General features: G+C 58.2%; 19 protein-coding genes. 15 read left to right on the top strand and 4 right to left on the bottom strand.

Features of this window, described 5'->3' with window-relative positions:
- Positions 1-2 precede the first annotated feature (2 nt).
- The 6 genes from KG007_RS08525 (at position 3) to tpx (ending at position 4,279) form a co-directional block, all read left to right on the top strand.
- A complete protein-coding gene (locus KG007_RS08525) occupies positions 3-677 on the top strand; it encodes a MotA/TolQ/ExbB proton channel family protein (RefSeq protein ID WP_195461719.1) in 675 nt (224 codons plus the stop codon).
- Between the two features lie 6 nt (positions 678-683).
- A complete protein-coding gene (locus KG007_RS08520; protein WP_195461720.1) occupies positions 684-1,088 on the top strand; it encodes an ExbD/TolR family protein in 405 nt (134 codons plus the stop codon).
- Between the two features lie 115 nt (positions 1,089-1,203).
- Positions 1,204-1,893, top strand: coding sequence for a TonB family protein (locus tag KG007_RS08515; RefSeq protein ID WP_195461721.1), 690 nt, complete (start codon positions 1,204-1,206; stop codon positions 1,891-1,893).
- Between the two features lie 10 nt (positions 1,894-1,903).
- The gene (locus KG007_RS08510) at positions 1,904-2,344 is read left to right on the top strand and encodes a DUF1573 domain-containing protein (protein WP_213348329.1); all 441 of its coding nucleotides are present in this window, start codon (positions 1,904-1,906) and stop codon (positions 2,342-2,344) included.
- A gap of 13 nt (positions 2,345-2,357) precedes the next feature.
- The gene (locus KG007_RS08505) at positions 2,358-3,668 is read left to right on the top strand and encodes an amidohydrolase (RefSeq protein WP_213348156.1); all 1,311 of its coding nucleotides are present in this window, start codon (positions 2,358-2,360) and stop codon (positions 3,666-3,668) included.
- Positions 3,669-3,769: 101 nt separating this feature from the next.
- Positions 3,770-4,279 carry a thiol peroxidase gene (gene tpx / locus KG007_RS08500; RefSeq protein ID WP_195461723.1) on the top strand — a complete coding sequence of 170 codons (510 nt, stop codon included), beginning with the start codon at positions 3,770-3,772 and terminating at the stop codon, positions 4,277-4,279.
- Positions 4,280-4,351: 72 nt separating this feature from the next.
- On the opposite strand, the gene KG007_RS08495 is transcribed toward tpx, so the two are convergent.
- Positions 4,352-5,002, bottom strand: a complete 651-nt coding sequence (locus KG007_RS08495; RefSeq protein ID WP_213348154.1) for a RipA family octameric membrane protein — start codon at positions 5,000-5,002, stop codon at positions 4,352-4,354.
- 45 nt (positions 5,003-5,047) lie between these two features.
- Positions 5,048-7,084, bottom strand: coding sequence for an alpha-amylase family glycosyl hydrolase (locus KG007_RS08490; protein WP_213348152.1), 2,037 nt, complete (start codon positions 7,082-7,084; stop codon positions 5,048-5,050).
- Between the two features lie 92 nt (positions 7,085-7,176).
- On the opposite strand from KG007_RS08490, the gene KG007_RS08485 reads away from it, so the two are divergent.
- The 9 genes from KG007_RS08485 to KG007_RS08445 all read left to right on the top strand — a co-directional run bounded on the left by KG007_RS08485 (position 7,177) and on the right by KG007_RS08445 (position 19,515).
- On the top strand, positions 7,177-8,730 hold the full coding sequence (locus KG007_RS08485; RefSeq protein ID WP_195461726.1) for a peptide MFS transporter: 1,554 nt from the start codon (positions 7,177-7,179) through the stop codon (positions 8,728-8,730).
- A 162-nt stretch (positions 8,731-8,892) separates the two neighbouring features.
- Positions 8,893-10,896: a sensor histidine kinase gene (locus tag KG007_RS08480; protein ID WP_213348150.1), complete on the top strand. Its 2,004-nt coding sequence runs from the start codon at positions 8,893-8,895 to the stop codon at positions 10,894-10,896.
- A 148-nt stretch (positions 10,897-11,044) separates the two neighbouring features.
- Positions 11,045-11,680 (top strand): TetR/AcrR family transcriptional regulator, encoded by a 636-nt coding sequence (locus tag KG007_RS08475; protein WP_195461728.1) that lies wholly within the window; start codon positions 11,045-11,047, stop codon positions 11,678-11,680.
- Between the two features lie 92 nt (positions 11,681-11,772).
- Positions 11,773-13,110 carry a TolC family protein gene (locus KG007_RS08470; protein WP_249413284.1) on the top strand — a complete coding sequence of 446 codons (1,338 nt, stop codon included), beginning with the start codon at positions 11,773-11,775 and terminating at the stop codon, positions 13,108-13,110.
- Between the two features lie 23 nt (positions 13,111-13,133).
- Positions 13,134-14,144, top strand: coding sequence for an efflux RND transporter periplasmic adaptor subunit (locus KG007_RS08465; protein WP_195461729.1), 1,011 nt, complete (start codon positions 13,134-13,136; stop codon positions 14,142-14,144).
- A gap of 15 nt (positions 14,145-14,159) precedes the next feature.
- A complete protein-coding gene (locus tag KG007_RS08460) occupies positions 14,160-17,300 on the top strand; it encodes an efflux RND transporter permease subunit (protein WP_195461730.1) in 3,141 nt (1,046 codons plus the stop codon).
- 14 nt (positions 17,301-17,314) lie between these two features.
- Complete coding sequence (locus tag KG007_RS08455; RefSeq protein ID WP_195461731.1) at positions 17,315-17,608, top strand: PG0541 family transporter-associated protein; 294 nt, start codon at positions 17,315-17,317, stop codon at positions 17,606-17,608.
- 174 nt (positions 17,609-17,782) lie between these two features.
- Positions 17,783-18,571 (top strand): MBL fold metallo-hydrolase, encoded by a 789-nt coding sequence (locus KG007_RS08450; RefSeq protein WP_195460910.1) that lies wholly within the window; start codon positions 17,783-17,785, stop codon positions 18,569-18,571.
- A gap of 128 nt (positions 18,572-18,699) precedes the next feature.
- On the top strand, positions 18,700-19,515 hold the full coding sequence (locus KG007_RS08445) for an SDR family oxidoreductase (RefSeq protein ID WP_213348148.1): 816 nt from the start codon (positions 18,700-18,702) through the stop codon (positions 19,513-19,515).
- 72 nt (positions 19,516-19,587) lie between these two features.
- On the opposite strand, the gene KG007_RS08440 is transcribed toward KG007_RS08445, so the two are convergent.
- Both KG007_RS08440 and yihA read right to left on the bottom strand, forming a co-directional pair.
- On the bottom strand, positions 19,588-20,529 hold the full coding sequence (locus tag KG007_RS08440; protein ID WP_195460895.1) for a ribose-phosphate diphosphokinase: 942 nt from the start codon (positions 20,527-20,529) through the stop codon (positions 19,588-19,590).
- A gap of 165 nt (positions 20,530-20,694) precedes the next feature.
- On the bottom strand, positions 20,695-21,291 hold the full coding sequence (gene yihA / locus KG007_RS08435; protein WP_195460894.1) for a ribosome biogenesis GTP-binding protein YihA/YsxC: 597 nt from the start codon (positions 21,289-21,291) through the stop codon (positions 20,695-20,697).
- Positions 21,292-21,306 lie beyond the last annotated feature (15 nt).

The raw sequence follows: 21,306 nt of genomic DNA, 5'->3' as shown, positions 1-21,306 counted from the left end.
CTATGACAACTTTTTTGCAGGCCGCCGAGGCGGTGGTCGTTAGTGAGGAAACCCGTATGGGACTGTGGACCCTGTTTACCAAAGGCGGCTGGCTGATGTGGCCGCTGCTGGCGCTGGGAGGCGTGACGATTTTTATTTTCGTGGAGCGTTTCATGGCCATCCGCAAAGCCTCGGTCCTGGACATGAATTTCATGAACCGTATCCGCGACTACATCTCCGACGGTAAGATTTCGACGGCTGTGAACCTTTGCAAGAAGACCGACACGCCGATCGCGCGCATGATCGAAAAGGGTATCGAGCGCATCGGCCGCCCGATGAGCGACGTGCAGACCGCCATCGAGAATGTCGCCAACCTCGAAGTTTCGAAACTCGAAAACGGCCTTCCGTTCCTGGCGACGATCGCCGGCGGCGCCCCGATGATCGGTTTCCTCGGCACGGTGCTCGGTATGGTGCAGACCTTCATGGACATGTCCGCTGCGGGCGGTACGGTCGACCTGGGCCTGCTGTCGAGCGGTATGTATGTGGCGATGGTGACCACCGTGATGGGTCTTATCGTCGGTATCCCGGCCTATTTCGGCTACAACTACCTCGTGGCGCGCATCGAAAAGCTGGTGTTCCAGATGGAGGCCAACTCGATCGCGTTTATGGATATTCTGAATCAACCTGTTCAAAAATAGCATATTATGGCAATCAAACACGGATCGAAAGTCGATAAATCGTTCTCGGCCTCGTCGATGACCGACCTGATGTTCCTGCTGCTGCTGTTCCTGCTGATCGCCACGACGCTGATCAACCCCAACGCCCTGAAACTGATGCTCCCGAAAAGCTCGAACCAGTTGAAGGACAAGGCGATGACCACGGTGTCGATCCAGCAGAGCGGCCCCTCGTATAACTACTACGTCGAGTTGCAGAAGGTGCAGGGTATCGAGGGCGTGGAGCGGGCGCTCAAGGCGCGCCTCGACGGCCAGAAAGACGCTACGGTGTCGTTGCATTGCGACAAGTCCGTCGCGGTGGACGAGGTGGTGAAGGTGATGAACATCGCCAAGGACAATAATTATAAGCTTATTTTGGCTACTTCGCCGAAATAAGTTGAATTAAAAATGAAAAATTGAGAATTGAAAATTAGGCGTTTCGAATACCTGGCAGAGTCTGTCCGATGAACGATTTTTAAATTTTCATTCTTAATTTTTAATTGGGAAGCCAATGTACTACTACGATCCCGATAATAAATCCCCGCGCAGGTGGGCGATGATCGCGGCGGCGGCCTATGTGCTGTTGCTTGCCGGCTCGTTCGCGCTGGTGTCGTTCGATTTCGCGCCTGCACTGGACAAACCGGGCGACACGATCCTCGTCGACTTTACGGAGCCGCCCGTTCCCGAGCCGCCCAAGCCGCCTGTGAAGGTGGCCAACGAACCGCGCGTGCACGATGTCGCGGCTCCCGTGGAGCAGACGGCGCAGGTTGCAGGCAAGGACGAGGTGACGCAGACGCCCAATCCCAAAGCTCTCTTCAAGATGAACAAGGGCGGGGCGGACGAACCCGACAATGCGGGCAACCCGCGGGCCCCCGAGGGCGAGGACAAGGCCAGCGGCACGGGCCCCGGGCTGAATCCCGACGGACTGGACCAACTGGACCAGGGCCTGAAAGGACGCGGACTGGTGGGCAACCTGCCCAAACCGTCGTATCCCGGCACGAAGAGCGGTAAGATCGTCGTACGCGTGACGGTCGACGCTTCTGGCAAGGTCACGGGGGCTTCGTTCGAACCCAAAGGCTCGACGACGGATGCCCCCGAGCTGATCGAGGCGGCAAAGGCCGCGGCCCGCAAGGCGCGTTTCACCGAAAGCCGCGCTGCGGTGCAGGGTGGTACGATAACCTATATTTTCCGCATGGAATAGAATTTGAATGATGAAAATACTACTGCTGATAATCCTCGGCTGCCTGTGTTTTACGGCGGCTGATGCCGGTAAACCCGCCAAGGGGGCGCACCTGAAAATGGAAAATCCGACCTACGACTTCGGCGACGTGCCCCGCAAGGGCGGCGACCTGGTCCGTGAGTTCCGGTTTGTCAACGACGGTACGGCGCCGCTGGTGCTGGTGCGCGTCATCACCTCGTGTTCGTGCCTCAAGGCGTCGTTCTCGAAGCGTCCCGTGGAACCGGCCGATTCGGGGGTGATCCGTATCACCTACGAGCCCCACAAGAGCGAGCCCGGAGCCTTTAACAAGGTGATTCAGATCTACTCCAATTCGGTGGACGGGCGCGACGTGATCACCGTGCAGGGCAACTCGATCGAGGGGCAGCCGCGCGGGAAGGTCAAGACGGAGCGTGTGAAAGTGAAATATAAATAAAATACCGTTTTTTATGGCAATCCTTTTTTCAAATGCAACGGTGCTGCCGATGACGGCCGCCGGAGGGCAGCCCCCGACCTTTACGGGCTGGGTGGGCGTCGACGGCAACCGCATCGCACTGGTTACGGAGTCGGAGCCGGCTGCCGCGGAGTTTCGCGCGGCGCACCCCGGGCTCCGGGAGATCGACTGCCGGGGCAAGCTCGTGATGCCGGGGCTGGTGAACACCCATTGTCACGCGGCCATGACCCTTCAGCGCAGCTATGCCGACGACATCGCCCTGATGGAGTGGCTCCACGACTATATCTGGCCTTTCGAGGCGCGGCAGACCGCGGACGACGTGGTGCTGGGCATGACGCTCGGTATCGTCGAGATGCTGCTGGGCGGCGTTACGTCGTTCGTCGACATGTATTATTTCGAAAACCGCTGTGTGGAGACGGTCGAGCGGCTGGGCATCCGCGCCATGCTGGGCTGCAACTACTTCGATTCGAACGTCGACGAGGTATTGCCGCAGGCGGAGGAAGCCGTGCGGCTGGCTGCCGGGTGTGACCGGGTGCAGATCGCCCTCGCGCCCCATTCGCCCTACACCGTGTCGCCCGAAAACCTCCTGCGCGGAAAACAGATGGCGGACAAATACGGCCTGCACCTGATGACCCATATTTCGGAGACGCAGGACGAGGTCCGCATCGTACGCGAAAAGTACGGGAAAACCTCGGTCGAACACCTCGACGGGCTGGGACTGCTGGGCCCGAAGACCATCGGCGCGCACTGCGTCCATGTGACGGAGAGCGACATCGGGACCCTCGCTGCGCGGGGTGTCGCCGTGTCGCATAACCCGCAGAGCAACATGAAAATATCGAGCGGCGTGGCTCCTGTCGAACGGATGCGCGCCGCGGGTGCGCTGGTGACGGTCGGCACGGACGGAACCTGCTCGAACAACGACCTCGATATGTTCGAAGAGGTGCGCACGGCGGCCTTCCTGCAAAAATCGGCGACGGGCGACCCCCTGGCCCTTCCGGCCTGGGAGGCGCTGCGGCTGGCGACGGTCAACGGCGCGCGTGCGATGGGCTATGCCGAAGGCGAACTGGGCGTGATCCGCGAGGGGGCGCTGGCCGACCTCGTCGTCGTAGACCTTCAGAAACCGCACTTGCAACCCATTCACAACGTCGTTTCCAACCTCGTTTACTGCGGCAAGGCGTCGGATGTCGACACGGTGGTCGTCGACGGTCGGATCGTCGTCGAGAACCGCCGCGTGGCGGGCGTCGACCTGCCGAAGCTGTATGCTGCGGCTGCAGAAGCCGTGGCGCGGATCAAAGCCGAAAGCTGAAAAGGGCGGATCGGCACTGCATTGCGTATCGTTCCGGCGTCCCGGCTCCTGCCGGGTGGCATCGGAATTGCGTTTAACCACCTGATTAAATCGATTGAATTATGGAACACAAGGTAACTTTCGGCGGCAAGCCCGTGACGCTTGTCGGCAATCGCTGCAAAGTGGGGGAGATGGCCCCCGTATTTACGGTTATCGACGCGGGGCTGAAACCCGTATCGTCGGATATTTTCCACGGCAAGGTGCGTATTTTCAGCGTCTTCCCGTCGGTCGACACTTCGGTCTGCTCGTTGCAGAACATCCGCTTCAACCGCGAAGCGTCGAAACTGGGCGACGACGTGGTCGTCGTGGCCCTGTCGGTCGACCTGCCTTTCGCCCAGAAACGCTTCTGTGCAGCCGAAGGTATCGACCGCGTGCATGTCTTTTCGGACTACAAGGAGTTGGATTTCGGCATGAAATACGGCTTCGTGATCGACGAACTGCGCCTGCTGGCACGCGGCGTCGTGGTCGTGGACAAGGACGACGTGGTGCGCTATGTGGAGTATGTGCCCGAGATCACCCACGAACCCGATTACGAAAAGGCGCTGGACATGGCGCGCGAACTGGCGAAGTAACCCTCCCCAGCGGCCCGAAAAAAGGAGCGAATCTCACGATTCGCTCCTTTTTCTAATGTAGTGGATTCAGGGTCAGGAATTTATCAGCGACCGGCTTCGTGCCCATTTGTTGCACGCCGCCGAGACGAGGACGGCGATGAACGCGGCAGGGATGAGCGCGAGGATCAGCGGCTGCCAGCAGGCGGAGGGTCCCTCGGCGTAAAGGACGATGCCGGCGATATAGTGGATGAGGCCGATGGCCAGCCAGGCCGTCAGCATCACCGAACCGATCGCGATATTGAGCCGCGAGGGAGAATAGCGGCCTGCTTTTTTCGAAAAGAGGTTGCTGTCCATCTCCCACGGGCGGCACAAAGCTCCCAGCCGATAGCGCTCCGGAATTACCAGACCTTCCGTTTCATCCCGTTCGATCTCGAATATGTAGCTTTCGTAGACCTCGTACCAGGCTTTCGACCCCTTGGCCATCATGATCCAGATCAGGGCGAACGACGTTCCGAGCAGCGCTGCCGCGCAGGCCGCTTCGTGCAGCACCAGGAGGTTGGCTGCCCCGGGTTCGGCGTTCAGGATTTTGGACGCCAGCAGTCCGTAAACGATGAAACAAAAGACCAGAAAGATGGACAGGAGGAACGATCTGCGCCACAGGTTCGTGACTTCGAACGTCCGACATTTGTAGAATCCTTCTCTTAATTCCTTTAAAGACACTTCATTGCTGTTTTCATTGGGCATAGTAAATCTGTTTTGATTAATAAAAAATATAGAATAGTTGCGTAACTATTTTTTGCGTAGGTAGACCGTTGCTGTCCGCGAGGTGTTGTAGACGCGGATGCGCGGGCATGGCGTGCCGTCGCTGTCCGGGACGTTGAACGAGAAGTGCTCCGCCTCCATCGACTGCCGTTCGGGGCCGCCGAAACGCTTCTCATCGGTCGAGAGCACCGGAACGTATTTGCCCGGGGCCTGCACGGGAAGTTCGTAGTCGGGGATCGAGGCTGCGGGATGCCAGTTGAAGACGAACAGCAGGTCGCCGTGCGAGAAGACCATCGTCTTGTTCTGCTCGTCCATCAACAGGTTCCAGGCATAGCCGTCCGAGAGCACGTTGTATTTTTTCGCCAGTTTGAGCATCGCCTTGTCGAAGTCGCCCAGCCAGGCGTAACGCAGAAATCCGTTTTTTGCCAGCGACCATTGCCGCCGGGCGTGGGCGTAGCTCCATCCGTTGCCTTCACGCGGGAAATCGATCCATTCGGGATGCCCGAATTCGTTGCCCATGAAGTTGAGGTAGGCCTGGCCGCCCGTCGAAAGGGTCATCAGGCGGATCATCTTGTGCAGGGCCATGCCGCGGTCGATCACGACGCTTTCCGACGAGCGGTCCATGTGGAAATACATCTCCTTGTCCATCAGCCTGAAAGCGATGGTCTTGTCGCCGACGAGCGCCTGGTCGTGCGATTCGGCGTAGGCCACGGTCTTGACTTCGGGCAGGCGGTTGGTCATCACCGACCACATCTCCCAGATGTCCCACTGTTCGTCGGGAACGTCCTTCAGTTGTTTGATCCAGAAGTCGGGGATGGCCATACCCAGGCGGTAGTCGAAGCCGATGCCGCCGTCGGCGATCGGGATACACATGCCCGGCATGCCGCTCACGTCCTCGGCGATGGTCACGGCCGGGGGCAGGAAGTCGTGGACGAGGCGGTTGGCCAGCGTGAGGTACGTAAGGGCGTCCTCGTTGACCCCCTCGTCGAAGAACCGGTCGCGGGAGTCGAACGTGACATAGCCGTGATGGTGGTAAATCATCGACGTTACGCCGTCGAAGCGGTAGCCGTCGAAATGGAATTCGTCGAGCCAGTATTTGACGTTCGACAGCAGGAAATGCTGCACCTCCTCCTTGCCGTAGTCGAAGAGTTTCGAGTCCCAGTATTGCTGGTAGCCCGCGTCGCCCGGCAGCGAGTAGAGGCAGTCGGTTCCGTCGAGCTGGTTGATACCCTCGTTGAGGTTTTTGACGTAGTGGGCGTGCACGAGGTCCATGATCACCGCCAATCCCAGTTCATGGGCCCGGCGGATCAGCTCCTTCAGCTCCTCCGGCGTGCCGCAGCGCGACGTGGGGGCGAAGAAACTCGACACATGGTAGCCGAACGATCCGTAGTAGGGGTGCTCGGCGATGGCCATGAGCTGTACGGCGTTGTAGCCCTCTTTTTTGATCGTGGGGAGTATTTTTTCCGTAAATTCGCGGTAGGTTCCCACGCCCTCCTTCTCCTGCGCCATACCTACGTGGGCCTCGTAGATGAGCAGGCTGCCGACCGCGGAGGCGTCGAAGGCATCGCCGCGCCAGTCGAACGGCTGTGCGGGGTTCCAGAACTGCGCCGTGTAGTTTTTGGTGGCCTCGTCCTGTACGACGCGCGTGGCGTAGGCCGGGATCCGGTCCATCCAGCCGTTGTCGCCGTGGACATGGATTTTATAGAGCGAGCCGTGCCGCAGCCGGTCGCGGTACATCGCCGCCGGGAAAAAGGCGCTCCAAACCCCCGCTGCATCCTTGTGCATGCGGATTTCGGTACGCTGCCAGTTGTTGAAATCGCCGAAGACGTAAACGTCGTGGGCCCCCGGCAGCCATTCGCGCAGCCACCAGCCGTCCAGCGCGTCGTCCCACTGCCAGCCGAAATAACGGTAGCCGTTGGCGTAGTCGACGAGCGACCCCGACGAGCGTTCGATAGCGGCGAGTTTCTGCGTATAGCGTTCGACGCGCCGGTTCATCTGTTCCTCGACGGGGTGCAGCCATTCGTCGCGTTCGACGATTGGAAGTCTTCGGGTCGTTTTTTCCATAGGGGATGTTCGAATTTATACAAATATACTAAAAATTTTTCTATCTTTGTCAGCAAACATAAAATCATATCATTTACTAACACCAAATTTCTATGTTTAAAAATCAACCCAAAGGATTGATCGCGGCGGCTTTGGCCAATATGGGCGAACGCTTCGGTTTCTACATCATGATGGCTATCCTGACCCTGTTTATCTCGGCCAAGTTCGGCCTGGACGAAGCTACGGCGGGTTATATCTATTCGGGTTTCTATGCGTCGATCTACCTGCTGGCGCTGGTGGGCGGTATCATCGCCGACCGGACCAAGAACTATAAGGCGACGATTATGTGGGGCCTTATCGTGATGAGTATCGGCTATTGCCTGATCGCCATCCCGACCCCGACCCCGGTTCCCAACCTTTCGCTCTACCTGACGCTGACCTGCCTGGGTCTGCTGGTGATCGCCTTCGGTAACGGTTTGTTCAAGGGCAACCTCCAGGCGCTCGTCGGTCAGATGTACGACAACAGCGAATTCAGCGCCAAGCGTGAATCGGGTTTCCAGATTTTCTATATGTTCATCAACGTCGGCGGGTTCTTCGCGCCGTTCGTCGCTATCGGCGTGCGTAACTGGTGGCTCAAGGTCAACAACTTCGATTACAACGCCAAACTGCCCGAACTCTGCCACGAATACCTGGCCAAAGGCGAGCAGATGGCCGGCGAGGGCCTTGCCAACCTGAATTCCTATGCCAGTGCGGTTCACCTCGACGGTACGTCCGTGAGCGACCTGCACGCATTCTGCAACAACTACCTCGACGTTTTCAACCGCGGTTTCCACTATGCCTTTATCGCCGCTATCGTGATGATGCTTATCTCGCTGGCGATCTACATGGTCAACAAGAACAGTTTCCCCGACCCGTCGCAGAAAGCCGCAGCCAAAGGCGCCAAAGCTTCGGCCGCGGAGATCAAGATGTCGGCGCAGGAGATCCGCCAGCGTATCTATGCGCTTTTCGCCGTGTTCGGCGTCGTGATTTTCTTCTGGGTTTCGTTCCACCAGAACGGCTATTCGCTGACCTATTTCGCCCGCGACTACGTGAACCTCGACGTGATCAACATCGACCTGGGCTTCACGACCATCAAGGGCGCCGAAATTTTCCAGAGCGTCAACCCCTTCTTCGTCGTGTTCCTTACGCCGATCATCATGTGGTTCTTCGGTTGGCTGCGCAAGCGCGACATCGAGGTTTCGACCCCGATGAAGATCGCCATCGGTATGGGTATCGCCGCCCTGGCTTACGTTTTCCTGATGCTCTTCTCGCTGGCCCTGCCTACGAAGACCGAGTTGGCCGGCATGCGCGCCGACGAGATGCAGTCGCTGCTGGTTACCCCGTGGGTGATGGTGGGTCTTTACTTTATCCTTACGGTGGCCGAGTTGTTCATTTCGCCGCTGGGCCTCGCGTTCGTATCGAAGGTTGCGCCTCCCCACATGCAGGGCCTGATGCAGGGCTTCTGGCTGGCCGCTACGGCTGTGGGCAACGCCCTGCTGTTCGTGGGCGGATGGCTCTACCTCCACACGCCGATGTGGGCTACGTGGGCCGTGTTCGTCGCCGCCTGCGGATTGTCGATGCTCGTCATGCTGTCGATGGTCCGGTGGCTCGAACGGGTTACGAAATAGACGGGTATCCCCGTTTTGGAAAAGGTTGCCGCAATATCCTGCGGCAACCTTTTTTTGTTTATCCGCGGCGATAAGTTTGGTATTCGGGCGGATATTATTAACTTTGTGCCTTATCCAATTAATCGTATCATGTCTTTGCGCATCCGCAACTCTCTTTTAGGGATGTTTCTTTTGGCCGTGCTTGTCGGCTGTCTGCCCGTACAGGCTGCGCAGGACCGCGGGAAATCACCTGCCGACAGTATCCTGAAACTTTATTACGAAGATGTCAGAGCCCGCCTGAGTACGCCCGAGGGGCTGCAGATGTGCGATACGCTCTTCACACGCGCAAGCGAAACAGGCTGGGTGCAGATGCAGGCCATTGCGCTGTGCCTCAAACTCGACTATTATTATTTCCGCAACGACCGCGAGGGAATCCTCGAAGGTACGAAGCGCGTGCGGGATTTCTGCCTGGCGCACGGCAAGTCGGAGGAGCTGCGTTATTTCTATTATTTCGTCTGGGGCGGACGCCTGATCACCTACTACATCAAGCAAAGCCAGCATAACGTTGCGGTGTACGAGACGCGCCAGATGCTTGCCGAAGCGCAGGCCGACGACTACCAGCGCGGCGTTGCCGATTGCTACCGCCTACTGGCTAACCTCTACCTCGTGCAGGACTCCTTCCGGCAGGCGTACGAGAATTTCCGCCGTGAACTCGATGTCCTGGAACGTCATGGAATCGAGGATGTCAACCTGCCTACGCAGTACGCTTCGCTGGCCCAATGCGCCGTCGAACTCGACCTGCCCGATACGGCGCTCGTCGTGCTCCGCAAGGGGCGGGCGCTCGATCCGGAACAGCCTTTCCAGCGATTTTCGCTTTATAAAGCCTATGCGCTCTGCTACCTCGAAACCGAAGATTTCGACCTGGCGCGGCAGTATGTCGATTCCGCCGAAATGCAGTTTCGCGGCGAGCCCTCGATGCAACTCCATATTTCGGGCCTGCGTTTCCTGAAAACCGAATATTACAAGACCACGAAGCAGTATGATAAGGCGCTGACGGTCTTGCAGGAATCGCTTGCCGACACCGTCCGGCGGGAGACGGGGCATCTCTATTACACGCAGTTGAAGGACTTGGGCAATATCTACTGGCTCAAGGGCGACATGCGCCGTTCCGCAGCGAATTACCGCGATTACATCCATCTGTCCGACTCGGTGCGCAGCGCGGAGATGCGCAGTTCGACCGACGACTTTTCGGGTATTCTCGAGATCGCCCGCCTGCAGAACGAGACCAAGGAACTGCAACTGGTCCTGCAGCAGAAACGGCTGCGCAGCACCTACTTCATCATTGCATTGCTGGGCTGCGTGCTGGTGTTGGGCGGACTCTTCTTTGCCCGTGCGATGAAATTGAACCGCAGGCTGAAAGCGTCCGAAGCGCTGGTTAAGGCGCAGAACGAGCACCTCGTGGCTGCCGGGGAAGAACTCCTGCGGGCCAAGGAGAGCGCCGAGCAGGCGAGCCGCATGAAGAGCGATTTCATCCGCAACATGTCGCACGAAGTGCGGACGCCGCTCAATTCGGTCGTGGGTTTCTCGCAGGTCCTCGCCTCGAAGTACCACGACGATCCCTCTGCGACCGAATACACCTCGATCATCGTGTCGAGCAGCATGAACCTGCTGCGGCTGGTCGACGACGTGCTGAACGTCGCCTATCTGGACCAGGCCGATACGCTGCCCCGCACCGACCATACGGCGATGAACAACCACTGCCACGAATGCGTCTCCAAAATCCTCTCGCAGGTGAGGCCCGGGGTGACGATGATCTTCGAACCGTCGTCGGCCGACCCGGTGGTGCATACCAACCTCAAGCGGGTGATGCAGATTATCCAGCACCTGCTGCTCAACGCTGCGAAGTTTACCGTCGAGGGGGAGATCATCCTGACCTACGACTGCCTGATTCCGCAACGGCTGATGCGCTTCACGGTGACCGATACCGGGCCGGGTATTCCGCTTGCCGACCAGGAGACGGTTTTCGAACGTTTCGTCAAACTCGACACCTTCTCGCAGGGCACGGGGCTCGGGCTGCCTGCCTGCCGCCTGACCGCAGTCAAACTGGGCGGCCGTTTGTGGGTCGATCCCGCCTACACCGACGGTTGCCGCATGATTCTCGAAGTGCCGGTCGACCTGCCGGAATAAATTGTTTTTGCAGATATATCTTACACGAAGGAGTCCTGTTAGGCTCCTTTTTTGTCGTTTTTGTTAAAAAACGCAGAAAAACGAAAAACTTTTTTTGTTTCACGAGTTTTCTTGTATATATTTGCGACCGTATCAATCGGATTAGATCATGGATCAGAAGGAACGAATCATTGAACAGGCTATGCAGATGTTCGTGTCGCAAGGCATCAAGTCGGTGCGCATGGACGACATCGCACAGCAGCTGGGCGTCTCGAAACGGACGCTCTACGAACTGTTCGGAGACAAAGAGGGGTTGCTCTACCTGGCGATGGACCGCTTTTTCGAGCAGAGCCGCCTGGAACGCTCGGCGGCGTGCGCTCATGCACGCAACGTACTCGAAGCGATGTTTATGGTACTGGGCGGCGTTATGGACAATGCCGAGGTTATCCAACGCCTGTTGAACAACCTGCGCAAGTTTTACCCGGCCGTTTACGAAAAGATGGTGCGTGAAGGCTCCGCCAAAAGCCGCCGCGACTTGCAGGATATGCTCGAAACGGGAATTGCCGACGGACTGTTCGTCGATACGTTCAACATCGATCTGGCGATCTCGGTACTTTACTACACGGCCTCGGCCCTCACCGTACGCAAGGACCTGATGCTGCCCGAGGGCATGCCGGAGCGAGAGGCGTTCGTCCAGATTATCAGTAACTTTTTTCGCGGTATCTCCACGACCAAGGGGCTGTTGCTCGTCGACGACTATGTGAAACGTTACGAACCGGCTAAAACCGTAAATAAAAAGCAGTGACCCGTGTGGAAAGGGCCGGAAGAGGTCCTTTAAAATATTCGTCCATACCGTTCGTCTGCATAAATAATAACGAAATATAATTTTTCTGAATAATGATGAAACGACTTTTTTTAATCTTAGGCCTTTGTGCGGCCGGCATCGCCGGCGCTTCGGGCCAGATGCGGTTGACACTGCCCCAGGCCCTGGAACTCGCCCTGAGCGAGAACCCGACCATCAAGGTCGCGGAGATGGAAGTGCAGCGTTACGACTACGTGAAACGCCAGACGTGGGGCAGCCTGCTGCCGCAGGTGTCGGTAACCGGGCAGGCTAATCACCAGTTCATCGTACAGCAGATGTCCAAGGGTTTTTCGCTCGGAAGCGATCCCTATACGACGTTGAGCGGTGCGGTCGATGCTTCGCTGCCGCTCTTCGCACCACAGGTTTACCGCCTGATGAAACTCAACGACCAACAGATGGCCGCAGCCGTCGAATCGGCGCGCGCGTCGCGTATCGACCTGACGGCCGAGGTGAAGAAAGCCTTCTACAACATCCTGCTGGCCGAGCAGTCGCTCGCGGTGCTCCGCGAATCGGAGGCCACGGTGCAGCGTACGGTCGACGACACCGAGGTGCAGTACAAACACGGACTGAGTTCGGAGTACGACCTTCTGACGGCCCAGGTGCAGTTGAGTAACCTGAAGCCCACGATCCTCCAGACGGAGAATTCGATCAAGCTGGCCAAGCTGATGCTCAAGATGTACCTTTCGATTCCCGAGGACGTGGCGATCGAGGTAGTGGGCGAGCTGGACGCCCTGCGCGACGACGTGCTGGCGGGGACCGACGGGCTGACGACCGACGTGACCGACAACTCCGACCTGCGCACGCTCGAATTGCAGGAAGAGATGCTTCGCCTCCAGCTCAAGGCCGAGAATGCAAGCCGCCTGCCGACGATCGGGGCCTTCGGAAACTTTACGCTTACGGGAAACAACATGGGTTCGGTGAAGTTCGATATGGCGACCGGCGGCATGTCGAGCGTCAAGGACGGTTATTTCTGGCAGAATCCGCTTTCTGCCGGCATCCGGGTCTCGGTTCCCATCTTTTCGGGCCTGACCAAGATGAACAAGTCGCGCGAGCTGAAGAATCAGATTTCGCAGATTTCGCTCCAGCGTAGTTATGCCCGCCAGCAGGTCGACGTGCAGGTGCGCTCGGCGCTCAACGACCTGATGACCGCCCGCGAGACGATGTACGCCCAGGAACTCACGGTCGAGCAGGCGCGCAAGGCCTACAAGATTTCCGACACCCGCTACCGTGCGGGCGCGGGAACGATCCTCGAACTCAACAGCGCGCAGCTTTCGCAGACGCAGGCGCAACTGAATTTCTCGCAGGCGATCTACGACTACCTTTCGGCCAAGGCCGAGTACGACCGGATCATCGGACGCGAACATGACAAATAAATAAAAAAACAGGATAAGAACGTATGAAAAGATTCGTGATTTTAGGAATTGCCGCCGCTACGATTGTCGGTTGCACGGGTAAAAAGAACGCCGTCGTTACGGAAGACAAAGGCGTGCTGACCAAGAGTGCCGTCGCCGAGGAGGCTACGGTGCGGCTGACGGAGGTTTTCACCTCCGAGATCGAACCCTACAAGGAGAACGACATCACTCCTGCGGCTTCGGGCGTACACATCGACAAAATCATGGTCGAGGTGGGCGATCCGGTGCGCGAGGGCCAGTTGATCGTGTCGCTCGACCCCACGCAGTACACCCAGCAGTTGGTGCAGTTGAAGACCGTCGAGGACGACTACAACCGCCTGCTGCCCGTCTATGAGGCGGGAGGTATCTCGGCCCAGCAGATCGAACAGGCCAAGGCTCAGTTGGACGTGCAGCGCGAGGTGGTCGCCAACCTCAAGAAGAATATCGAGGTGCGTTCGCCCATTTCGGGCGTCGTCACGGCCCGCAACTACGAGTCGGGCGACCTGTTCGCCCAGCAGCCGATCCTGCACATCATGCAGATCGACCCGCTGAAGGTCATCGCCAATATTTCGGAGCAGTATTTCCCCAACGTGAAGGTCGGGATGCCGGTGAAACTGACTGTCGACATCTTCCCCGACGAGGAGTTTACGGGGACCGTGTCGCTGATCTATCCGGCGCTGGACCCCACGACCCGCACCTTCAAGGTCGAGGTCAAGGTTCCCAATGCCAAGCGCACGCTGCGTCCGGGCATGTATGCCCGCACGACCTTCGACATGGGCAGCAAGCAGGGCGTGATGGTTCCCGACGTAGCCATCCAGAAGCAGGTCGGCTCGGCCGAGCGTTACCTCTATGTCATCGTGGGCGATTCGGTTGCCGCCCGCCGTTCGGTGGAGGTGGGCCGTCAGATCGGCGGCAGCGTGGACATCCTGCGGGGCGTCGAGCCCGGCGAGCAGGTGGCTGTCACCGCGCTGTCGAAACTCTTCGACGGGGCCAAAGTGGAAGTTAAGAAAGACTAAAAAAGACCCTTTTCAATGAAAATATACGAAAGCGCGGTCCGCAAACCGATCTCTACGATCCTGCTTTTCGTCGGCGTGATGGTCATGGGCCTCTTCTCGCTGATGAACCTGGCGGTAGACCAATATCCCGAGATCGAAATACCCCAGATTTCGGTCATCACCTTCTATCCGGGCGCCAATGCCGCGGATATCGAAACCAACATCACCCGTGTGCTCGAGGACAACCTCAACACGGTGAGCAACCTTAAGAAGCTGACTTCCAAGTCGCAGGATAACGTCTCGATGATCACCGTCGAGTTCGAATACGGTTCCGACCTGAGTGAAGGGGCCAACGAAATCCGCGACGTGGTGTCGCGTGTGCAGTCGATGCTGCCGGACGACATCGACTATCCGACGATCTTCAAGTTCTCGACCTCGATGATTCCCGTGATGATGATCGCCGTCACGGCCGAGGAGAGTTATCCGGCCCTGAACAAGATTCTCGACGACAAACTGGTCAACGTGCTCAACCGCGTCGACGGCGTCGGCGCCGTGTCGATCATCGGTGTGCCCGAACGCGAGGTGCAGGTCAACGTCGATCCCGCCAAACTCGAAGCCTACAACCTGACTGTCGAGCAGTTGGGCCAGATCATCGCCGCCGAGAATGTCAACATCCCCAGCGGTACGATCGATATCGGTAACAATACGTTCAATATCAAGGCCGACGGCGAGTTCAAACTCTCGGACGAACTGCGCAAGGTCGTGGTGTCGAACGCCGGAGGCCGCACGGTGAAACTCTCCGACGTGGCCCAAATCCGCGATACGCTTGAAAAAGCGACGATGGACGAGCGCGTCAACGGCCAGTTGGGTGTGCGCGTGATGTTCCAGAAGCAGTCGGGCGCCAACACCGTGAATATCGTCCACGAAATCCAGTCGCGCCTGCCGGAGATTCAGAAAACCCTCCCGAAGGATGTCAAGATGGAGCTTATCTTCGAGGGCTCGAAAGAGATCACCGACGCCATCGGATCGCTTTCGGAGACCATTCTCTACGCCTTCATCTTCGTGGTGCTGGTGGTGATGGTGTTCCTCGGCAGGTGGCGTGCAACGATGATCATCTGTATGACGATCCCCGTGTCGCTGATCTGTTCGTTCATCTACCTGTTCGCTACGGGCTCCACGCTGAACATTATTTCGCTCTCGTCGCTCTCGATCGCCATCGGTATGGTCGTCGACGACGCGATCGTGGTGCTCGAAAACATTACGACGCATATCGAACGCGGTTCGAACCCCAAGGAGGCCGCCATCTACGCTACCAACGAGGTATGGCTGTCGGTTATCGCCACGACGCTCGTGGTCGTTGCGGTGTTCCTGCCGCTGACGATGGTCCCGGGCATGGCGGGTATCCTGTTCCGCGAACTGGGCTGGATCGTGACGATCGTGGTCTGCGTTTCGACCCTGGCGGCTATTTCGCTGACCCCGATGATGTCGGCCTACATGCTCAAACTCGAGGGCGGCGTGCACGACTACAAGGGCCTTGGCGTGATATACAAACCCATCGACCGGGCGCTTGCCTGGCTGGACGGCGCTTATGCCCGTTCGCTCAACTGGGTCGTACGCCACCGCCGTATCACCTTCTTCTCGATGATGTCAATCTTTATCGTGTCGCTGGGTCTGCTGACGCAGGTTCCGACGGAGTTCTTCCCGCCTTCGGACAACAACCGTATTTCGGCTACCGTCGAACTGGAGCAGAATATCGCCGTGGAATATACGGCGCGTATCGCACGGCAGATCGACAGCATCATGTATGCGAAATACCCCGAAATCGTACTCGTGTCGGCTTCCTCGGGCGCCAACTCTTCCGACGACGCCTTTGCGGCGATGCAGACCACCGGTTCGCATATCATCAACTACAACGTGCGCCTGTCCGACGTGGAGGAGCGCGACCGCTCGATTTACGTCATCTCCGACCTGCTGCGCGAGGAGCTCGACAAGATTCCCGAGGTGCGCCAGTATACGGTGACCCCCGGCGGTATGTCGGGCAGCATGAGCGGTTCGGCGACCGTGGATGTCAAGGTCTTCGGCCATGACATGGACGTTACGAACGCCATTGCCAACGACCTGAAGGAGAAGATGGGCGAACTGAACGGTGTACGCGATGTGAAGCTTTCGCGCGACGACCTTCGCCCGGAGTACAACGTTGTCTTCGACCGCGACCGCCTGTCGTATTACGGCATCAGCAGCGCTACGGCGTCGCAGGCCGTGCGCAACCGCATCGACGGTCTCGTGGCTTCGAAATACCGGGAGGACGGCGACGAGTACGACATCGTCGTGCGCTATGCCGAGCCGTTCCGCAACCGTATCGAGGACGTGGAGAACATTACGCTCTACAATGCGCAGGGCCGCCCCGTGAAACTCAAAGAGGTGGGAACCGTCGAGGAGGAGTATGCCGCGCCGATGATCGAGCGCGAGAACCGCCAGCGCGTCATTTCCGTCAAGTCGACGCTGGGAGCCGGCGTTGCGCTGGGCGACGTGGTGGCCGAGGTGAACCAACTGATCGGCGAATATCCTACGCCCGACGGCGTGGACCTCGCAGTGGGCGGTACGGTCGAGGATCAGGGCGACGCCTTCTCCGACCTGGGAACGCTGCTCATCCTGATCGTCATCCTGGTTTATATCGTGATGGCCACGCAGTTCGAGTCGCTGAAATTCCCCTTCATCATCATGTTCACCATTCCGTTCGCCTTTACGGGTGTGTTCCTCGCGCTGTGGATGACCTCCACGCCGCTGTCGCTGATCGCCCTGATCGGAGCCATCATGCTCGTGGGTATCGTGACCAAGAACGGTATCGTGATGGTGGACTACATGAACCTGCTGATCGAGCGCGGCTCGGGCGTCTTCGACGCGGTGATCGCCGGCGGTAAAAGCCGTCTGCGTCCGGTGCTGATGACTTCGTTTACGACCATCCTGGGTATGTTGCCGCTGGCAATCGGCACGGGAGCCGGATCGGAGACCTGGCAACCGATGGGTATCGCCGTGATCGGCGGTCTCACGTTCTCGACGATCCTGACGCTGTTTATCGTTCCGGTGCTCTACTCGATCCTCGTCAACCGCTCGCAGCGTAAGGAGAAGGAGAAGCTGGCGCAACTGGCTGCCAAACACCAGGCAAGCAACCATTAATTGAAATTACGACTATGAAAGCAGTATTTTTGTCATACAACCAGGCGCTGACCGACCGCGTGAACGCCATTCTCGACGAGCAGGGCATCCGCGGCTTCACCAAATGGGCGCTGACCCAGGGCCGCGGTTCGGTCGACGGCGAACCCCACTACGGCACACATGCGTGGCCCTCGATGAACGCTTCGATCCTGGCTATCGTCGACGATGCGCAGGTGGCTCCGCTGATGGATGCCTTCCGTGAGTTGGACGCCGCGACCAAGATGCAGGGTTCCCGGGCGTTTGTCTGGAACGTCGAAAGCGGTTTCTGATTCCGCTGATTGCGGCGCACTGCCGCATATCCCCCGAACGGGGCGGATGGAGTGTACTTCGGGCACTGTCCATCCGCCCCGTTTTTTACGATGCGCGCCATTTGCGGCATATTTTCAAGAAGCATTGCTTTATAAAATGCAGCAATTTGCGCTAATTTTTCTACATTTGCATTCATGAAACTCACCTTTCTGGGAACCGGTACTTCGCAGGGCGTGCCCGTCATCGGGTGTCGCTGCAAGGTCTGCACTTCGGCGGACCGGCGCGACAACCGCCTGCGCACTTCGGCGATGGTCGAAACGCACGGCGTGCGCATCGTCATCGACGCCGGGCCCGATTTCCGTTACCAGATGCTGCGTACGGGCGTGCGGCATCTCGACGCCATCCTGCTGACACACGAGCACAAGGACCATATCGGCGGACTGGACGACGTTCGGGCCTTTAATTTCGTCGATTATCCGCCCGCCATCCACAAGGTCCACATCTATGCCGCTCCGCGGGCGCTGGAGTGCGTACGCAAGGATTTCGACTACGCCTTCGCGCAGGACAAATACCGCGGCGTTCCGGAGATCGAATTACACGAGATCGACACCGCGAAGCCGTTCCGGGTGGGGGAGGTGGAGATCGTACCCGTTTCGGGCCACCATTCCGAGCGCTTCGAAGTCACGGGTTTCCGTATCGGGCCGCTGGCTTACCTGACGGATTTCAAAACCATCGAAGATGCCGAAGCAGAGAAACTGCGCGGTGTGGAGGTATTGGTGGTCAACGCGCTGCGGATGGCTGTCCATCCGTCGCATTTCAACCTTGAAGAGGCCCTGGGGCTGATCCGCCGCATCGGGCCGCGCGAAGCCTATATTACGCACATGTCCCACGAAATCGGCCTGCATGCCGCGACGGAACCGACGCTTCCGCCGGGCGTGCGGCTGGCTTACGATATGCTTGAGGTGGATATCCCTGATATTTAGGTCCGCATTCCGGTCGCGTGCGATAAGCCCCTCCCGAGGGAGGGGTTTGGGGTGGGGCAGACTTGTAAACGACGCCGAAGGCGGCGAAAACAGCGGTTGGAACTATGAAAAGTTAATAGAACAGATACATGAAGACATTAGCAAATAAAACCATCGTTATTACGGGCGCTTCGTCGGGTATCGGCGAGGCGATGGCCAAGGTATATGCCGCGCAGGGTGCAAAAGTGGTGCTCGGGGCGCGCAGCGTGCAGAAATTACAGCTTCTTGCGGGCGATATCCGCGCGAAGGGCGGACAGGCCGCTTACTGCGGAATGGATGTGACGAAGCCTGAGGAGTGCCGGGAGCTGATCGAAACCGCCGTGCGGGAGTTCGGCGGGGTGGACGTGCTGATCTGTAACGCGGGTATTTCGATGCGCGCCATCTTCGACGACGTGGACCTCGACGTGCTTCATCAACTGATGGATGTCAACTTCTGGGGGACGGTCAACTGCTGCAAATTCGCATTACCCTACCTGCAGGCGTCGAAAGGTTCGATCGTGGGTATCTCGTCCGTTGCGGGCCTGCACGGACTGCCGGGCCGTACGGGTTATTCGGCATCGAAATACGCCATGACGGGCTTCCTCGAAACGCTGCGCATCGAGAACCTCAAAAAAGGTCTCCACGTGATGATCGCCTGCCCGGGCTTCACGGCTTCGAACGTTCGGTTTTCGGCCCTCACGGCCGACGGTTCGCAGCAGGGCGAAACCCCGCGCGACGAGGCGAAGATGATGACTGCCGACGAGGTGGCCCGCATTGTGGCGAAGGGTATTCTGAAACGCAAACGCCTCTGCCTGATGGAGAACGAAGGCCGGGCGACGCACTTCGTCAAAAAATTCGCCCCTGCGTTCCTCGACCGTATGTTCTACCTGGTGATGTCCAAGGAGCCGGATTCGCCGTTAAAGTAGTATTTCCGGCAGACTGGCAATAAAAAACAGGACTTTGAAAAAAGTCCTGTTTTTTATGATATGGGAGTTCTTCTATTTGGAGAAGATCGAAGAGATTTCCTTGTAGTTGTGCACGCGCTCGATCACGTCGGCAAAGAGGTCGGCGACCGACAGCACCGTGAATTTGTGCAGGTCCTTGTCGGGGTTGAGCGGAATGGTGTCCGTCACGATCACCTCTTCGAGGGCGCTCTCGTTGATACGCTCGTAGGCCGGGCCGGAAAGCACGGGGTGGGTGATGGCGGCGCGAACGCTCTTCGCTCCGCGGGCCATGAGCATGTCGGCTGCCATGCAGATCGTGCCGGCGGTGTCGATCATGTCGTCGACGATCAGCACATTACGGCCTTCGACATCGCCGATGGCAGTCATTTTACCCACGACGTTGGCCTTGGCGCGCTCCTTGTGCGAAATGATGATCGGCGTGCCGAGCAGTTTCGAATAAGTGTTTGCCCGCTTGGCGCCGCCCATGTCGGGCGCTGCGATCGAGAGATCCTCGATGTTGAGGCTCTTGATGTAGGGTACGAAAATGCCGCTGGCGTAGAGGGCGTCGACCGGGACATCGAAAAATCCCTGAATCTGGTCGGCATGCAGGTCCATCGTCATCACGCGGTCGACACCTGCGGCCATCAGCATGTTGGCCACCAGTTTGGCGCCGATCGGCACGCGGGGACGGTCTTTGCGGTCCTGGCGCGCCCAGCCGAAGTAGGGCATTACGGCTACGACCTGGTGGGCCGAAGCGCGGCGTGCTGCGTCGATCATCATCAGCAGTTCCATCAGCGTGTCCGAGGGCGGGAAGGTCGATTGGATGATGAAGACCGTGCAGCCACGGATCGACTCGTTGTAACAGGGCTGGAACTCGCCGTCGCTGAAACGCAGGACTTCCGACTGTCCGAGCGTCGTGCCGAAACTTGCGGCGATCTTTTTGGCCAGATACTCCGAATCGCGACCGGTGAAAATTTTGATTTTGTGGATAGCCATAGATTTCGAGGATTTTTTTTGACGTTGCAAAGATAGGACAATACGCCGAAAAAACACGCCCCGGAGGACGTGTTTTTTCAACATTCGGTTAAACTTTATAGGCGGCAGGCGTTTTTTTGTCCTGCGCCGGCGCGCCGGGATCTTTTTACCCGTATCCCCTCCGGCTTAGTTTTCCCGGAGGCATTCGCCGATGAATGCGAGTATTTCCTCGCGTCCGGCGCCCTTCTCCGACGAGGAGACGAACATCGGCGGCAGCTCTTCCCATTGTTCGGCGAGTGTGGTGCGGAACCGCTCCATGCTCTTCTCACACTGGGTTTTTGAGAGTTTGTCGGCCTTGGTAAAGATGATGCCGAACGGAATACCGTTCTCGCCGAGCATCTCGATGAACCGCAGGTCGATCTTCTGGGGTTCGAGGCGGATGTCCACCAGCACGAACAGGAAGTGCATTTTCTCGCATTTGAGCACGTAGTCGGTGATCAGCTTCGAAAATTCGCTGCGCTGCGACTTCGACGTGCGGGCATATCCGTAGCCCGGCAGGTCGACCAGATACCAGGTGTCGTTGATGCGGAAATGGTTTACTAGGCGCGTTTTCCCGGGCGTTCCCGATACCTTGGCCAACCCCGAGCGGGAGGTGAGCATGTTGATGAGCGACGATTTGCCGACGTTGCTCCGCCCGATGAAGGCGATGTCTTTCAGGTCGTCTTTCGGAACCTGTGAAATGCGCTCGGACGAGCATTTGAATTCGGCTTTGGTGATCTGCATCGGTCTCTGGTTTTG

This window comes from Alistipes montrealensis (assembly GCF_018362775.1).
Classification (GTDB): domain Bacteria; phylum Bacteroidota; class Bacteroidia; order Bacteroidales; family Rikenellaceae; genus Alistipes; species Alistipes montrealensis.
The sequence above is the reverse complement of the archived record's forward strand: the minus strand, read 5'-3'. Positions and strand labels throughout refer to the sequence as shown.

What these genes read in the sequence shown, in the direction of transcription:
- KG007_RS08525 (WP_195461719.1), top strand. Translation starts at nt 3, where the DNA reads ATGACAACTTTTTTGCAGGCCGCCGAGGCGGTGGTCGTTAGTGAGGAA.
- KG007_RS08450 (WP_195460910.1), top strand. Translation starts at nt 17,783, where the DNA reads ATGAAACTCACCTTTCTGGGAACCGGTACTTCGCAGGGCGTGCCCGTC.
- KG007_RS08460 (WP_195461730.1), top strand. Translation starts at nt 14,160, where the DNA reads ATGAAAATATACGAAAGCGCGGTCCGCAAACCGATCTCTACGATCCTG.
- KG007_RS08480 (WP_213348150.1), top strand. Translation starts at nt 8,893, where the DNA reads ATGTTTCTTTTGGCCGTGCTTGTCGGCTGTCTGCCCGTACAGGCTGCG.
- KG007_RS08445 (WP_213348148.1), top strand. Translation starts at nt 18,700, where the DNA reads ATGAAGACATTAGCAAATAAAACCATCGTTATTACGGGCGCTTCGTCG.
- KG007_RS08470 (WP_249413284.1), top strand. Translation starts at nt 11,773, where the DNA reads ATGATGAAACGACTTTTTTTAATCTTAGGCCTTTGTGCGGCCGGCATC.
- KG007_RS08485 (WP_195461726.1), top strand. Translation starts at nt 7,177, where the DNA reads ATGTTTAAAAATCAACCCAAAGGATTGATCGCGGCGGCTTTGGCCAAT.
- KG007_RS08455 (WP_195461731.1), top strand. Translation starts at nt 17,315, where the DNA reads ATGAAAGCAGTATTTTTGTCATACAACCAGGCGCTGACCGACCGCGTG.
- KG007_RS08495 (WP_213348154.1), bottom strand. Translation starts at nt 5,002, where the DNA reads ATGCCCAATGAAAACAGCAATGAAGTGTCTTTAAAGGAATTAAGAGAA.
- KG007_RS08515 (WP_195461721.1), top strand. Translation starts at nt 1,204, where the DNA reads ATGTACTACTACGATCCCGATAATAAATCCCCGCGCAGGTGGGCGATG.
- KG007_RS08505 (WP_213348156.1), top strand. Translation starts at nt 2,358, where the DNA reads ATGGCAATCCTTTTTTCAAATGCAACGGTGCTGCCGATGACGGCCGCC.
- KG007_RS08510 (WP_213348329.1), top strand. Translation starts at nt 1,904, where the DNA reads ATGAAAATACTACTGCTGATAATCCTCGGCTGCCTGTGTTTTACGGCG.
- KG007_RS08440 (WP_195460895.1), bottom strand. Translation starts at nt 20,529, where the DNA reads ATGGCTATCCACAAAATCAAAATTTTCACCGGTCGCGATTCGGAGTAT.
- KG007_RS08520 (WP_195461720.1), top strand. Translation starts at nt 684, where the DNA reads ATGGCAATCAAACACGGATCGAAAGTCGATAAATCGTTCTCGGCCTCG.
- KG007_RS08475 (WP_195461728.1), top strand. Translation starts at nt 11,045, where the DNA reads ATGGATCAGAAGGAACGAATCATTGAACAGGCTATGCAGATGTTCGTG.
- KG007_RS08490 (WP_213348152.1), bottom strand. Translation starts at nt 7,084, where the DNA reads ATGGAAAAAACGACCCGAAGACTTCCAATCGTCGAACGCGACGAATGG.
- KG007_RS08465 (WP_195461729.1), top strand. Translation starts at nt 13,134, where the DNA reads ATGAAAAGATTCGTGATTTTAGGAATTGCCGCCGCTACGATTGTCGGT.
- yihA (WP_195460894.1), bottom strand. Translation starts at nt 21,291, where the DNA reads ATGCAGATCACCAAAGCCGAATTCAAATGCTCGTCCGAGCGCATTTCA.
- tpx (WP_195461723.1), top strand. Translation starts at nt 3,770, where the DNA reads ATGGAACACAAGGTAACTTTCGGCGGCAAGCCCGTGACGCTTGTCGGC.